Source organism: Ruegeria sp. CDSA034 (assembly GCF_059612275.1).
The window spans coordinates 94,467-108,629 of the sequence record NZ_JBXWQH010000011.1; the positions used below are offsets into that span (position 1 = coordinate 94,467).

A 14,163-nucleotide genomic window follows, 5' to 3' on the forward strand; every position below is an offset into this window, starting at 1 on the left:
GCCCGAAATAAGGAGCACGCACATGCGTCGAGTAGTTGTCACCGGTTTGGGGGTCGTCTCCTCCATCGGGAACAATGCCCAGGAAGTAATGGCCTCTCTAAAGGCCGGAAAGTCCGGCATCGAGGCCAACGAGCAGATGGTCGAACACGGCTTTCGCAGCCAAATCGCCGGAACGCTTAAGATTGATCCGGCTGAGCATGTAGACAAGCGTACCCTTCGCTTCATGGGTCCCGGTGCAGCATACGCACATATCGCCATGAACCAGGCTATCGCCGACGCGGGCTTGACAGAAGACCAGGTCGTGAACCCGCGTACCGGTTTGGTTGCCGGTTCCGGTGGTCCGTCAACCAGCGCAATGCTGACAGCGCATCAGACAGTTCTGAAAACTGGTGCGACTAAGCGTATCGGCCCCTTCGCCGTGCCAAAATGCATGTGTTCGACGATCTCGGCCAACCTTGCGACCGCGTTCAAGATCAAGGGTATCAACTACTCGATCACCTCGGCTTGCTCGACCTCGCTGCATTGCATCGGCAACGCAGCCGAACAGATCATGCTCGGCAAACAGGACGTGATGTTCGCTGGCGGTGGAGAAGAGCTGGACTGGACACTGTCCTGCCTGTTCGACGCGATGGGCGCGATGTCGTCGAAATACAATGACACGCCGGACAAAGCCTCGCGTGCGTTTGACCAGGACCGTGATGGATTCGTCATCTCAGGCGGTGGCGGGATCGTCGTTCTAGAGGATCTGGAACACGCGTTGGCCCGCGGCGCAAAGATTTATGCCGAAGTGACCGGGTATGCGGCCACGTCTGATGGCCACGATATGGTGGCACCCTCCGGTGAAGGTGGCGAGCGCGCGATGCGTCTGGCTCTGTCGACCATGCCCGAAGGGCGCAAAGTCGGCTATATCAACGCCCACGGCACCTCGACCCCGGTCGGAGATGTAGGCGAAGTTGAAGCTGTGCGCCGCATCTTTGGCGAAGGCAATGTGCCCCCGATTTCATCGACCAAGTCGATGACCGGACACGCACAGGGCGCCGCAGGCGCGCTTGAGGCGATCTTCTGCCTGCTGATGCTGGAAAATGATTTTATTACGCCGTCGATCAATGTCGACACGCTTGCCGAAGGCATCTTGCCCGGTGAAATTGCAACTCAAGTAGTTGAAAACGCAGGATTGGACAGTGTGATGACCAACAGCTTCGGCTTTGGCGGCACCAACGGCTCCATGATTCTGTCGAAGTATAACGGGTGAATGTAATGTCGGATCTTCTAAAAGGTAAACGCGGCCTGATCATGGGCGTGGCCAATGACCGCTCGATCGCGTGGGGCATTGCCAAAGCCATGCATGAGGCCGGTGCTGAACTGGCATTCACCTATCAGGGCGAAGCCTTCGGAAAGCGTCTTGAACCGTTGGCGCAAAGCCTGGGCAGTGATTTCATGGTGGACGCGGACGTCACGGATGACGCCTCGCTGGATCGCGCATTCGAAGAGCTTGGCGCGCGCTGGCCCACCATTGACTTCGTGGTTCATGCGATCGCCTATTCGGATAAATCCGAACTGACGGGACGTTTTCTGAACACCACGCGTGCCAACTTCAAGCACTCGTTGGACGTGTCGGCGTATTCCTTCATCGAGGTCGCGCGCCGCGCCTATCCGCTGATGCAAGAGAATGGCGGCACACTGCTGACGCTGACGTATCAGGGATCGAACAAGGTTGTTCCGAACTATAACGTCATGGGTGTGGCCAAGGCCGCGCTGGAATCGGCGACCCGCTATCTGGCCAACGATCTGGGCCCGGAAGGCATTCGCGTCAATGCGATCTCGCCCGGCCCAATGAAGACGCTGGCAGGTGCTGCAATCGGCGGTGCCCGCAAGACCTACAAATTCTGCGATCAGAACGCGCCCATGCGCTCGAACGCAACGCTCGAGGCTGTTGGCGGCACGGCCGTTTACCTCACTTCAGATGCCGGAGCATGCACGTCGGGTGAGATCATCCGCGTTGATGGTGGCTTCCACGTTTTGGGTATGCCGCAGCCCGATCACATGTGACCCGATCTTTCCCTGCCGGTGCCAAGATTTCACCATCTTTCACGGGCAGGGATAGCGGCATGAGCAAAGCCGAACATATCCTTTCCAGCAACACTCGCAGCATCCGGTCGCGCCGCAGATCCGGATTTCTGGGCACGCGTGGCATTGTCGCGTTATTGGCCCTGACCACCCTATTGTTGTTTGTGTTTTTCACACAGCCGCAGATGCGGGAAACCGTCAAAGCTTGGATCAGCCTCATAACAGGCTGATCCAACTCGTTTCCTAGGTCAGTTGATCGAAACGACCTCGATATCAAATATCAGATCCTGACCGGCCAATGGATGGTTGGCATCCAGCGTGACGGTTGCTTCATCGACTTCTACCACCGTTACCGGAACGGCCTGTCCGTCCGGCGTTTGCATCTGCAATTGGGTGCCGGGATCCAGCGGAATATCATCCGGAATGCCTTCGCGCGGGATTTGCTGGCGTGCCGCGGGGTTGATCGGGCCATAGGCGTCCACGCAGGCGATCTCGACCCGCTTTTTGTCGCCAATGTTCAAACCCGGCATCGCCGAATCCAAACCCGGGATAATCTGGCCCGTACCAACGACAAATTCCAGCGGGTCACGTCCTTCGGAACTGTCAAAGACGTTTCCGTCCAACAGCGTTCCTGTGTAATGGATGCGAACCGTGTCGCCTTGTTTGATTTCGGTCATATTGGTCTCCGGCCTCTTTAGGGGTTTAGCGGCCAAGCCTAGGAGGTAACACGACATTGTAAACCCCACCCTCTTTCATGCCCGTTATTGTTGTGCAAACCTGCGCCGGACGATCAGGAGGGGACCGGATGCCAATCACAACCTGCGTTTTTGATGCCTATGGGACATTGTTCGACGTGGCCGCCGCCGCACGGCAGGCGGCCGATGAACCGGGCTTTGAGAAACTGCGACAGAAATGGCCCGAACTGGCCAATCATTGGCGCCTGAAACAGCTGCAGTACACCTGGCTGCGCGCGGTTACGGACGCCCATTCAGATTTCTGGGATGTTACCCAGGATGGTCTCGACTGGGCGCTCGAGGCGACTGAGTTACACGGCGACGCCAGCCTGCGGCAACGGCTGCTGGATCTCTACTGGGAATTGCAGGCCTATCCGGAAGTTCCGGAAATGCTGCGCGCATTGAAATCGGGTGGATTGCAAACAGCGATTTTGTCGAACGGCTCACCACCGATGCTGGATGGCGCTGTCCAGTCTGCGGGTATCGGAGACGTATTGGACGATGTGTTGTCGGTGGAAAGCGTCGGCGTGTTCAAACCGGACTCGCGTGTCTATGACCTTGTGCAAGAGCGTTTCCGCCGCGCCCGCGACGAGGTGCTGTTCGTCAGTTCAAACGGCTGGGACGCGGCTGGTGCCAGCGGGTATGGCTTTGTAACCGCCTGGGTCAATCGCGCCGGGGAGCCGATGGACCGCTTGCCATGGAAACCTGCGCATGTACTGTCCGACCTGACGACGATTCCGCAACTGGCTGGACTTTAATGGCATTTTTCACTTCGTCAGATGACAGGCGTCTTTTTTTCGAGGACACCGGCTCTGGTACACCTGTGCTTTGCCTTGCTGGGTTGACCCGCAACAGCAAGGATTTTTCGTTCCTCACGCCGCATCTGGGCGACATGCGAGTAATTGCGATGGATTACCGCGGTCGCGGACGATCGGACCATGACCCGGACTTCATGAACTACAACGTCCTTCGCGAATCTCAAGACGCGATCGAGTTGCTGGACCATCTTGGTTTGGACCGTGTGAATGTCATAGGCACCTCGCGTGGGGGACTGATTGCCATGGCGCTGGCCGCCAGCCATCCCGAACGGTTGTTGAGCATTGTTCTGAACGACGTCGGTCCGGTGCTGGAACAATCGGGTATCGCCAAGATCATGGAATTTGTCGGCAAGCAGCCCGTTTCCAAAACATATGATTTGGCGGCTCGGGCGTTGCAGCACGTTTTGGGACCCCAATTTCCCGGCGTGTCACTAGCGCGTTGGCGGCAGCAGGCGGAAGTCCAATTCGACGAAACGCCTGATGGCCTGACCCTCAGCTATGATCCTGCGCTGCGTACAGCGCTTCTGGAACAGGCCGCTGCAGGGCCCGCGCCTGATCTGTGGCCCCTCTTTGAAGCACTGCAGAGCATTCCAACCGGCGTCATTCGCGGCGCAAATTCGGATATTTTGGGCAAAGACACGCTGACTGAAATGCACAACCGCCACCCTGATCTTATATCGACAGAAATACCCAACCGTGGTCATCCCCCGTTTCTGGATGAACCGCAGTCGCTAGAACTCATTCGCAAGGTACTGATCACCGCATGAGCACACTTGAAATGATCGAGGCCGCCGCCGAGCGCCTCAGGGGGCATGTTCGCGAGACACCGATTCTAACCTCGCCGTTTCTGGACGAAATCGCGGGCCGCCGCGTGCTGGTGAAACCCGAGTGCCTGCAACACACCGGCAGCTTCAAGTTTCGCGGCGCTTGGTCGGCCATTTCGGCGCTCAGCGACGCGCAACGACAACGCGGTGTCATCGCCTATTCCTCGGGCAATCACGCGCAGGGCGTGGCCTATGCGGCCACACAGCATGGGATTTCATCGGTCATCGTCATGCCCTCTGACGCACCCCAGCTAAAGATCAACAACACCCGCGCGCTGGGGGGCGAGGTCGTTCTGTATGACCGCGCGAACGAAAGCCGCGAAGAAATTGGCGAGGCACTGGCGTCTCAACGTGGCCTAACACTGATCCGGCCTTACGACGAACCTTTGGTCATCGCAGGTCAAGGCACCGTCGGGCTGGAACTGGCGCGACAGACGGCCGATTTGGGTATCGAGAAGGCGGATGTTCTGGTGTGCTGCGGCGGCGGCGGGTTGACCTCGGGCATTGCGCTGGCGCTGGAAGGCCACGCGCCGGGGCTGCGCGCCCGCCCGTGCGAGCCCCAGGGGTTCGACGACGTCAAACGGTCTTTGGCAACCGGGCATATTCAAAGCAACAACGCCGCATCGGGCAATATCTGCGATGCAATCCTGACGCCGCAACCGGGCCAGATTACCTTTCCGATCCTGAACCGGCTGTGCGGCCCAGGCCTGTCGGTGTCCGAGGAAGACGCGCTTCGCGCCATGGCGCATGCGTTTTTGCGCCTCAAAATCGTTCTGGAACCGGGCGGAGCGGTGTCGCTTGCCTCGGTCCTGTACCGCGCGGACGAAATCGAAGGCGATGCAGTGATCGTGGTAGCATCGGGCGGCAACGCCGACCCCGAAGTCTTTGGAAAAGCGCTGGAATACCTGACCTGACAAGTCGTTTAGGCTGGGGCAACCTGACATTTGGGCGTATGACGCCAGGGGATTGAGTCGTGCAGATCGCAGACATTGGAAACGTTCAAATCCACTATCGGGTTGATGGTGATCCAGGCGGCGCGCCAATTGTGTTTGCCAATTCTCTGGGAACCGACCTGCGGCTGTGGGACGATTTGCTGCCGCACCTGCCTGCCGGGCTGCGCATCATCCGTTTTGATAAGCGAGGGCACGGCCTGTCCTCTCAACCCCCGGCGCCTTATTCGATGGGCGCCCTCGTGCGCGATACGGAAGATCTGCTTGATTTTCTGGAGGTGCGCGATTGCGTTTTTGTCGGCCTTTCGATCGGCGGACTGATCGGACAAGGGCTGGCCGTCAAACGTCTGGATCAGGTCCGCGCCTTGGTGCTGTCCAACACTGCAGCCAAGATCGGCATCCCTTCGATCTGGCAGGACCGCATGGACGCGGTACAAAAGGGCGGGATCGAGGCCCTGGCTGATGCAACCATGGAGCGCTGGTTTTCCAAGGCATTCCGCGCATCGCCCGAGCATCTGCTTTGGCGCAACATGATGGTGCGCCAGCCAGTGGATGGCTATCTGGGCTGCTGCGCGGCAATCTCTGGCACAGACTTCTACACCCCCACCAGTGGCCTACGCCTGCCGACCCTTGGCATCGCCGGCAGCGAGGACGGATCGACCCCACCGGATCTTGTGCGGGAAACCGTTGAACTGATCCCCGGCTCTCGGTTCGAGCTGATGCGACGCGCTGGGCACTTGCCTTGCGTGGAACAACCGGCAGAATACGCGGCATTGCTGCACAGCTTTCTGACCGAAATCGGACATGTTTGAAGGAGCCTTGGTTTGGCCGATCTTCTATTAGTCCATGGGTCCTGCCACGGTGCCTGGTGTTGGCGCGATCTTATCCCGGCGTTGGAAGCGCTGGGACACGAGGTCCGCGCCATTGATCTGCCCAGCCACGGCTCGGATCCGACGCCCGTTGCCGATGTGACGTTGGAAAGCTGTCGCGACACAATTTTGGATGCGACCTCGCGCAATACAATCATTGTCGGTCATTCCTGGGGTGGCTACCCGATCAGTGCCGCGGCTGAAGCCACGCCGGAGGCCATGCGCGCCCTTGTCTACCTCGCCGCCTACGTCCCGCAGGATGGCCTGTCGATGGTAGAAATGCGCAGGCGAGCACCCCGGCAGACAATCCATGATGCCGTCGAAAAATCAACCGACGGTCAGTCGTACATGTTTAAGCCGGACAAAATGCACGATCTGTTCTATCATGACTGCCCACCCAAAACGGTGCCGTACGCGTTTGCACGCTTGTGCCCTCAAGCCATCGCACCACAGGACACCCCCCTGTCCCTGAGCGACAAATTCGACCGGGTTCCTAAGGCTTATATTCGGACAACCAAGGACCGGACAATTCCGACTGAATACCAGGAACAGATGAGCCATAAAGCACCCGAAGCTATGCGGCATACGATTGCCACGTCGCATTCCCCGTTTTTTGCGCAACCCCAAAAACTCGCCGATTTGTTGGACAAAATCGCAAAAGACCTGCCAGGGTCACAAGTCTGAGCACATCCCTTTCAACCCGCATCGTCTGCGGATAAGGTCCGCCCAAATTATCATCCTTGCGGTTCAAATGCGCCTTCCGTTTTTCTTCGTCCTTCTCACGGTCATGATCGACGCCATGGGCATCGGCCTTGTCCTGCCTATCATGCCGGAACTGATCGTCGAAGTTCAGGGCGGCACATTGGCGACAGCTGCGATCTGGGGTGGCATCCTCAGCACCGCGTTTGCCGCCATGCAATTTGTGTTCGGACCGGTTCTGGGTAACCTTTCGGATGCTTACGGGCGACGGGTGGTATTGCTGGTCTCGCTGTTCGTCATGTCACTGGACTATGTTGTCATGGCGCTTGCGGGCAGCATCTGGTTGCTGTTGGCCGGACGCATCGTCGGAGGCATTACGGCCGCCACGCATGCAACGGCGGCGGCCTTCATGGCGGATGTGTCGAAACCCCACGAAAAGGCTGCAAACTTTGGTCTATTGGGCGCAGCATTTGGCGTCGGGTTTGTCTTTGGCCCAGTACTTGGTGGGCTGCTGAGCGAATATGGCACACGTGCACCATTTTGGGCTGCCGCAGGTTTGTCTGCCCTGGCCTTCGTCATCGGTGTATGTGTCATGCCCGAGACGGTCACCGACAAGACACGCCGGGCCTTCAGCCTGCGGCGGGCAAACCCAGTGAACTCGCTGCGCGCGATTGCTGCGTTGCCCGGTATCCGGCCGATGCTGTGGGTCTATCTCCTGTACTCCATCTCGATCTATGTCTACCCGGCAATTTGGGCGTATTTCACAACCGAGCGGTTTGGCTGGTCACCACAAATGATCGGCGTGTCACTGGGCGTCTACGGAATCGGCATGGCGGCCGTTCAGGGTGGCCTGATCCGGCCCGCAACCAAATACTTGGGTGAACGCGTCACAATCATCTACGGCATGGGGTTCGAGCTGTTTAGCTTTTTTCTTCTGGCCTTCCTGACCAATGGGATCATTGCCTTGATGCTGATCCCGATCACCGCCATCGGAGCGGTTGTGACACCTGCCCTGCAGGCCCTGATGTCGCGCAAGACGCCCGACTCGCAACAGGGTGAACTGCAGGGTGTACTGACATCCTTGCACGCTTTGTCGATGGTCATCGCACCGTTGCTCATGACCAGCGTGTTCGCTCAGTTCATCAAGCCCGACGCGGCGATCTACTTGCCAGGCGCACCATTCCTCTTGGCATTCGTCATGATGGTGATCTGTCTTCTTGTGTTTTCCCGTTCACGTGGGGTCATGGCATAACTACGACATCCCTTTGACGGATTCCGCCTTGCAGCGTCCCCATAAGCGCGCCACCGTAGCGCAAAGCGAGAGAGGGACAGCATGCAAACCATCAAAGCCGCCGTTTGCCGGGCGTTCGGTGAACCTCTGGTCATCGAAGATATTCAGATCGCGCCGCCCAAGTCAGATGAGGTCGAGGTGACACTGGATGCGGTGGCAATTTGCCATTCGGACATTTCATTTGCCGGTGGTGCGTGGGGCGGGCATCTTCCTGCCGTCTACGGGCACGAAGCTGCGGGCATTATCACTGCGGTCGGCGACTCGGCAGGTGTGTTTCAGGTTGGGGACCCGGTTGTCGTTACCCTGATCCGGGCATGTGGCTCGTGCCCCTCTTGCGCGGGGGGGAAACCAACTGTCTGCGAAACGCCTTATGATAAGGTCAACGGGCCGTTGCGCACAGCAGATGGCGGACCACTGGAGCAGGCAATGGCCTGCGGAGCATTTGCAGAAAAGGTTGTGGTCAGCCACCGGCAAATTGTCAAAATACCACAGTCGATGCCCAAAGACGTCGCCAGCCTGCTGTCCTGCGGAGTGATCACGGGCGTCGGCGCCGCCGTCAACGCCGCCGGGTTGCGGCCCGGACAGGATGTGGTGGTGATCGGCGCCGGAGGTGTCGGGCTGAACGCAATTCAGGGCGCCCGCATCGCCGGTGCACGCCGCATTGTGGCCGTGGACATGACCGAAGAGAAGCTAGCCATTGCCAAGGAATTCGGCGCGACTCACGGCGTTTTGGCCGATCAGAAAGCCCCCTGGAAGGCCGCCTACAAGGCGCTTGGGGGTCGCGGTGCAGATGCCGTTTTGATCACCGTCGGCGCGATTCCTGCCTACGATCAGGCCCCTCGTTATTTGGGTCCGGGTGGTAAGGCGGTAATGATCGGGATGCCGCACTCCGGGGATATGGCAAGCTACGAGCCGGTAGTTCTGGCCGCGCTGGGTCAGGGTTTGATCGGATCAAAAATGGGCGATGTTGTCATCCAGCGGGATATTCCGTGGATGATCGACCTTTATGATCAGGGACGCCTGAAACTGGATGAGCTGATTTCGGGCCGGTGGTCGCTGTCGCAGATCAACGAAGCGATCGAGGACACCAAAACCGGATCCGCCAAGCGTAACGTGATCGTTTTCGACAGGGATTAACCCGGCAGGGCAGGAGACCACCTGATGAAGCTGCAAGACCTCGATATCATTGTCACCGCCCCTCCTGCGCCCGGATGGGGCGGGCGATATTGGATACTGGTCAAAGTCACGACCGATACTGGGATTACGGGCTGGGGGGAATGCTATGCATCCTCGGTTGGCCCCGAGGCGATGCGCCATGTCATTCGGGACGTGTTCGAACGGCACATGCAGGGCGAGAACCCCGAAAACATCGAGCTGATGTTCCGCCGAGCATACTCCAGCGGGTTTACACAGCGCCCCGATCTGACGGTCATGGGGGCTTTTTCCGGATTGGAAATCGCGTGTTGGGATATTCTGGGCAAAGATCGCGATCGCCCGGTCTACGCCTTGCTGGGCGGATTGGTGAACGAACGCATAAGGGCCTACACCTATCTGTATCCCCTGCCCCAACATAATCTGAACGATTTCTGGACGTCGCCTGAACAAGCGGGCGAATGTGCCGCCGAAATGGTCCGGCGCGGGTTCACAGCCGTCAAGTTCGACCCCGCCGGGCCTTACACTGTTCGGGGCGGGCACATGCCTGCGATGTCCGATATCTCGATGTCTGTTGCGTTCTGCAAAGCAATCCGAGAGGCCGTGGGCGACAAAGCCGATCTGCTGTTCGGCACCCACGGGCAATTCAACACCGCGGGCGCAATCCGGTTGGGTCAGGCGCTTGAACCCTATTCACCGCTTTGGTTCGAAGAACCGACACCTCCGGACATGATTGAAGATATGGCTCGTGTCGCGCGGAACGTTCGGATCCCGGTCGCAACCGGTGAACGCATGACGACCAAGGCCGAATTCTCTGCCGTTTTGCGGGCTGGGGCGGCGGAGATCCTGCAACCCGCGCTGGGGCGTGCCGGCGGAATTTGGGAGATGAAGAAAGTCGCGGCCATCGCCGAAGTGTTCAACGCCCAGATGGCCCCACACCTATACGCCGGCCCGATTGAATGGGCCGCGAATATCCATCTGGCCGCGTCCATCCCCAACCTGCTGCTGCTTGAGACCATAGACACGCCGTTTCACGATCAACTCATCAACGGCTCATTGCAGGTTGAGGCCGGATTTGTCCCCGCGCCGACCGCACCGGGCCTTGGCATCGAGGTGAACGAAGACCTTGCACGGGCGCACCCTTTTAACGGTGATGGCCTGCATCTGCAGATGCAGGAAGAGCCCTGTGATTACGTGAACGGAAACGCCTTTCAAGGTGGTGCCCCTGCAACCGAGGGGTGACAACCCAATAGGTCTTGGGGCACATTGACCCAACCCATAGGTGTTAAACAGGCCACGCGTGACACTCGAAGACGACCAAACCGAACAAACCGAAGCTGCGCTATCTGAAATGAAAGAAAGCGCGGCTCGGGCCTCTGCGTTTCTAAAAACGCTCGCGCATGAGGGTCGGTTGATGATTTTGTGCCATCTGGCCGACGGCGAAAAATCCGTGGGTGAATTGGAGGCCTTGTTGCGTATCCGTCAGGCTGCGGTCAGTCAGATGCTGGCGCGCCTGCGCGCTGAAAACATTGTTGCAACGCGCAGGGACGGAAAATCCATCTATTACTCGCTGAACAACGACGGCGCGGCGCAGGTGATCGCTGTACTTTACGACATGTTCTGCAGCCCCGAAAGCGAATAACCCTTAGTTCGATACATAGCCCGCGATCACCTGCAACAGTTTGAACGCGGTTGCGGCGTCGTTTTCGACCACGGCCAGGAATTCCTCTTCACCAATACGCAGGCACGACAGTTCCGTCTCGGCGATCATGCTCAGCGCTCGAGGTTCCTTGCGGATCAGGCCCAACTCTCCGACCAGGGCACCGGGGCCGACCGTGGCAATCAACTGATCCACTCCGTCAGTTTGCGGAAGGTACAACCCGGCCTCCCCGTCCAGCACCACATAGGCACCGTCGGTTGGCTGATCGTCTTTAAGGAAAACAACCTCTCCTGCTTTGGCATCGAACCAGCGCGCGCCAAAGGCCAGCAGGCGCAGCTGTCGGCGGTCCAGCCCGGAAAACAGCGGTGTCTGTTCCAGCGCGCGCAGCTTGCGCGAGAGGTCAGCCGAGGCGGCACTGTCTTCTTCCACGTCCGCAGGTCCTTCATCCGAGACGACCCGACCTTGCCTGATTTCCACATACATGTCGAACACGCTCGGGTTTTCGAACTGGTCGTTCAGGTAGATCACCGTGGTATCCGGCAGCAGAGCGCGTAGATTTTTGTACACGGCCACTTTCGAGGCCATGTCATAACTGGCCAACGCGTCCTCAAGAATCAGAATATCCGGTTTCTTGATCGTCGCGCGCGTAAAAGACAGAGGTTCAGCAAAGACCGCTGGCAGGTTTTGACCACCCAGCGCCACCGGCACGTCATAGATCAGCTCAACCACCAACGGGCGCGCACCGTTTTCGCTCAATACATCCACGATCAGTTTGCGCGCCTCGTCCGAACGGGCGCCGCCGATCTGACTGACCTTTCCAAACAGGGCGTTCTCAAGAACTGTCAATCCGGGCGCGAATTTTGATTTGTCCAAGGGCACAAATACATCCAGCAACCGCTCCAGCAGCTTTTCGGAATGGCTATGTCGCAGCTCAAGGATGCGGTCCTTGAGGTCGTCGGTGAAGGCTGGTCCGATCTGTTCCGCCGAAATCACAAACGGAACGGCCAGCAGGTTTGCCAACTGTTCATCATTCAGCCCCGATACGCCCTCGTTCCGGGTCTTTTCGACAAGCTCGACCGCAGCCTCGTACGTTTGCGCCTCTAGTCCCAGTTTGCGAAACAGCGGGTGATCGGTGCCGTCCAGGCCGAAAATCTGGCGCAGCATCTCAATCACATCGCGTGTCAGGCTCACCAGTGTCTCGTCCAAACCAAATTCGCGCAACTGCTCAAGGAACACGGTCTGCTGCGCCAAAAGCTCTTGTGTGACGGGGACTTTGGGGGTGGCGAACAACAAGTTCTCCGCAACCGGCAAGGCAGGGTTATAGCGATTGCGGTCAAAGATCAGGGCCTGTTGCTCTAGCCCTGTTGCTTTCACCGCATCCTGAACCAAAGGTCGCAGTTCGACCAGTTTGTCGGCCAGCTCGGGATGCTCGGCGGCATCGAAGACCTGTTCGGCCCCGCGCAAAAACAGCGCCGCGCCGGAACCCATCCCGTCAATCAGTTTCAACCACCAGTCGCGCACCTCTTCAGCGCTGTCTAATCCCGCAGTCGTCGGGTCCAGCCAGTTTGCCTTGAAGGGGTCCGGGCTATTGCCGGCCCGCAACGTCTCATCATATCCGGGGTCGTTTGTTTCGGATGTCTGTGGCTTGAACCGCATCGGCATCATGACGTTGTCGCCCAGCGTACCCTGGAACATTACGGGTCGTGACGAAGCATACCCAATACGGGCGGCCACAACGCTTTGATGCAGCTCTGACAAACGGATATCACCGATCCGCACCCGGCCCGAGCTGGGCAGAATTTCCCGCGTCAGCAACTCGGCCATCGCACGGCGATCTTCTTCGCTGGGGGCCGCGATCCCGATGATTTTCCCGCTGGGAAAGGACAGGTCCAAATCATCCAGAACCTGGTTACCGTCCATATCGCGGACCGAAACATGGTCGAGCACGATGTCACCGTTCAGCCTTGGCGTGGCCTCGGGTTCGCCATCGAACAGTTTTTCGTCATGCATTCCGGAAGGTGCAAACCGTTCCGTCACCACGTCCCAGCGCAGCGACATGTCCTGTGTCTGGTTATAATAGGTCAGCAGTTCCTTCCACGGTGAGCTGAGATCCTTATACGCAGCCAGGGCCGCAACCAGCGCACCAAGCGAAACCGAACCCTGCAGGACCAGAAGACCGCCAACCAAATAGAACAGGAACGGTGTCATCTGCGAGATGAAGTTGTTTATGAATTTCATAAAGAACTTCTTCTGGTAGATCTCGAACCGGATACCAAAAAGGCGCCCCAGCTGCTCGGACACCATCGCCCGGCGGTATCGCCACCCGCCATTGGCCCGCAATGTGGATGCGCCCGCCGCGTTCTCGCCAATCTGGGCAGCCAGCAGCCGAACCTCCTGAATGCGTTTTTTATTCAGAAGGTTGATCTGACGCTGCAGTTTCGGAATCAGCCAGGCTTGCAGAGGGATCAGCGCGACTGCCGCCAGCCCAAACCAGAAGCTTTGCAGAAAAAGGAAGGACAGGATGGTGATCATCTGACCCGCCTGCAAAACCGGTTGGCTGATCGCGTCCCCCATGAGCCCGCCCATCGGCTCGCTTTCGGCGGTGACCATCGATGCCAGCTCACCTTGGCTGACGCGTTCGAAATAGGGTTGAGGGAAACGCAACGCGCGGCTGATCAGCACGTACCGGAACCGGCGCAACATACGCTCGCTCAGCACGCCTTTCATTGTGTTGATGCGCATTTTCATCAGTCCATGCGCCAGCACCGCGATCAGAAACCCGATACACAGAATGATGAGGAATGTCGTCTGAGGCAGGCTATAACCCCAGACATCTACAACCGGGCTGGCCGCGCCAATCGCATCGTTGATGATGCGTTTGGGCAATTCGAGCGTCAAATAAAGTAGTGGAAACAACGTCGAGGTCACGGCCAGCAGAATCAACTGGTCGCGTTTCGAGTATTTCCAAATAAACTGGAAAATTGAACGTTCTATGGAACCTGCCCCTACTAAGGATCACCGAAACGATCTTGACGAAAGTGTCGTAAACCCAACACTCTGAATTTACCTTAGTCCAGCCAAAAGAGGCAAATAGTTTCC

The 14,163-nt window shown here is 58.3% G+C and carries 14 protein-coding genes; 12 read left to right on the forward strand and 2 right to left on the reverse strand.

Annotated elements, in window-relative coordinates:
- Window positions 1–22: 22 nt before the first annotated feature.
- The 3 genes from fabB to AC2FLJ_RS16890 are packed head-to-tail and all read left to right on the forward strand — an operon-like array spanning window position 23 to window position 2,297.
- On the forward strand, window positions 23–1,252 hold the full coding sequence (gene fabB, locus AC2FLJ_RS16880) for a beta-ketoacyl-ACP synthase I (protein ID WP_282170737.1): 1,230 nt from the start codon (window positions 23–25) through the stop codon (window positions 1,250–1,252).
- A 5-nt stretch (window positions 1,253–1,257) separates the two neighbouring features.
- Window positions 1,258–2,049 (forward strand): enoyl-ACP reductase FabI, encoded by a 792-nt coding sequence (locus tag AC2FLJ_RS16885; RefSeq protein WP_108860946.1) that lies wholly within the window; start codon window positions 1,258–1,260, stop codon window positions 2,047–2,049.
- A gap of 59 nt (window positions 2,050–2,108) precedes the next feature.
- A complete protein-coding gene (locus tag AC2FLJ_RS16890) occupies window positions 2,109–2,297 on the forward strand; it encodes a hypothetical protein (RefSeq protein ID WP_058273151.1) in 189 nt (62 codons plus the stop codon).
- A gap of 18 nt (window positions 2,298–2,315) precedes the next feature.
- Here AC2FLJ_RS16890 and AC2FLJ_RS16895 read toward each other — a convergent pair whose 3' ends face one another.
- Window positions 2,316–2,744, reverse strand: coding sequence for an FKBP-type peptidyl-prolyl cis-trans isomerase (locus AC2FLJ_RS16895; protein WP_058273150.1), 429 nt, complete (start codon window positions 2,742–2,744; stop codon window positions 2,316–2,318).
- A gap of 128 nt (window positions 2,745–2,872) precedes the next feature.
- On the opposite strand from AC2FLJ_RS16895, the gene AC2FLJ_RS16900 reads away from it, so the two are divergent.
- The 9 genes from AC2FLJ_RS16900 (at window position 2,873) to AC2FLJ_RS16940 (ending at window position 11,046) form a co-directional block, all read left to right on the forward strand.
- Complete coding sequence (locus tag AC2FLJ_RS16900; RefSeq protein WP_496699715.1) at window positions 2,873–3,559, forward strand: haloacid dehalogenase type II; 687 nt, start codon at window positions 2,873–2,875, stop codon at window positions 3,557–3,559.
- Window positions 3,559–4,386 carry an alpha/beta fold hydrolase gene (locus AC2FLJ_RS16905; protein ID WP_496699716.1) on the forward strand — a complete coding sequence of 276 codons (828 nt, stop codon included), beginning with the start codon at window positions 3,559–3,561 and terminating at the stop codon, window positions 4,384–4,386. The genes AC2FLJ_RS16900 and AC2FLJ_RS16905 overlap by 1 nt, the downstream gene beginning before the upstream one ends.
- Window positions 4,383–5,357 (forward strand): threonine ammonia-lyase, encoded by a 975-nt coding sequence (locus tag AC2FLJ_RS16910; RefSeq protein WP_496699717.1) that lies wholly within the window; start codon window positions 4,383–4,385, stop codon window positions 5,355–5,357. The genes AC2FLJ_RS16905 and AC2FLJ_RS16910 overlap by 4 nt, the downstream gene beginning before the upstream one ends.
- Window positions 5,358–5,416: 59 nt before the next feature.
- Entirely contained in the window at window positions 5,417–6,205 is a 789-nt protein-coding gene (gene pcaD / locus AC2FLJ_RS16915) for a 3-oxoadipate enol-lactonase (RefSeq protein WP_496699718.1), read from the forward strand.
- Window positions 6,206–6,217: 12 nt separating this feature from the next.
- Complete coding sequence (locus tag AC2FLJ_RS16920) at window positions 6,218–6,946, forward strand: alpha/beta fold hydrolase (RefSeq protein ID WP_496706845.1); 729 nt, start codon at window positions 6,218–6,220, stop codon at window positions 6,944–6,946.
- A 67-nt stretch (window positions 6,947–7,013) separates the two neighbouring features.
- Window positions 7,014–8,213: a TCR/Tet family MFS transporter gene (locus tag AC2FLJ_RS16925; RefSeq protein ID WP_496699720.1), complete on the forward strand. Its 1,200-nt coding sequence runs from the start codon at window positions 7,014–7,016 to the stop codon at window positions 8,211–8,213.
- 81 nt (window positions 8,214–8,294) lie between these two features.
- Window positions 8,295–9,389 carry a Zn-dependent alcohol dehydrogenase gene (locus AC2FLJ_RS16930; RefSeq protein WP_496699721.1) on the forward strand — a complete coding sequence of 365 codons (1,095 nt, stop codon included), beginning with the start codon at window positions 8,295–8,297 and terminating at the stop codon, window positions 9,387–9,389.
- 24 nt (window positions 9,390–9,413) lie between these two features.
- On the forward strand, window positions 9,414–10,646 hold the full coding sequence (locus tag AC2FLJ_RS16935; RefSeq protein WP_282170729.1) for a mandelate racemase/muconate lactonizing enzyme family protein: 1,233 nt from the start codon (window positions 9,414–9,416) through the stop codon (window positions 10,644–10,646).
- Window positions 10,647–10,755: 109 nt separating this feature from the next.
- Entirely contained in the window at window positions 10,756–11,046 is a 291-nt protein-coding gene (locus AC2FLJ_RS16940) for an ArsR/SmtB family transcription factor (RefSeq protein WP_282170800.1), read from the forward strand.
- 3 nt (window positions 11,047–11,049) lie between these two features.
- On the opposite strand, the gene AC2FLJ_RS16945 is transcribed toward AC2FLJ_RS16940, so the two are convergent.
- A complete protein-coding gene (locus AC2FLJ_RS16945; RefSeq protein ID WP_496706885.1) occupies window positions 11,050–14,046 on the reverse strand; it encodes a cyclic nucleotide-binding domain-containing protein in 2,997 nt (998 codons plus the stop codon).
- Window positions 14,047–14,163 lie beyond the last annotated feature (117 nt).

Bases quoted from the DNA above. Each gene is read 5' to 3' on its own strand.
- fabB (WP_282170737.1), top strand. From the start codon at position 23: ATGCGTCGAGTAGTTGTCACCGGTTTGGGGGTCGTCTCCTCCATCGGG.
- AC2FLJ_RS16885 (WP_108860946.1), top strand. From the start codon at position 1,258: ATGTCGGATCTTCTAAAAGGTAAACGCGGCCTGATCATGGGCGTGGCC.
- AC2FLJ_RS16890 (WP_058273151.1), top strand. From the start codon at position 2,109: ATGAGCAAAGCCGAACATATCCTTTCCAGCAACACTCGCAGCATCCGG.
- AC2FLJ_RS16895 (WP_058273150.1), bottom strand. From the start codon at position 2,744: ATGACCGAAATCAAACAAGGCGACACGGTTCGCATCCATTACACAGGA.
- AC2FLJ_RS16900 (WP_496699715.1), top strand. From the start codon at position 2,873: ATGCCAATCACAACCTGCGTTTTTGATGCCTATGGGACATTGTTCGAC.
- AC2FLJ_RS16905 (WP_496699716.1), top strand. From the start codon at position 3,559: ATGGCATTTTTCACTTCGTCAGATGACAGGCGTCTTTTTTTCGAGGAC.
- AC2FLJ_RS16910 (WP_496699717.1), top strand. From the start codon at position 4,383: ATGAGCACACTTGAAATGATCGAGGCCGCCGCCGAGCGCCTCAGGGGG.
- AC2FLJ_RS16925 (WP_496699720.1), top strand. From the start codon at position 7,014: ATGCGCCTTCCGTTTTTCTTCGTCCTTCTCACGGTCATGATCGACGCC.
- AC2FLJ_RS16930 (WP_496699721.1), top strand. From the start codon at position 8,295: ATGCAAACCATCAAAGCCGCCGTTTGCCGGGCGTTCGGTGAACCTCTG.
- AC2FLJ_RS16935 (WP_282170729.1), top strand. From the start codon at position 9,414: ATGAAGCTGCAAGACCTCGATATCATTGTCACCGCCCCTCCTGCGCCC.
- AC2FLJ_RS16940 (WP_282170800.1), top strand. From the start codon at position 10,756: ATGAAAGAAAGCGCGGCTCGGGCCTCTGCGTTTCTAAAAACGCTCGCG.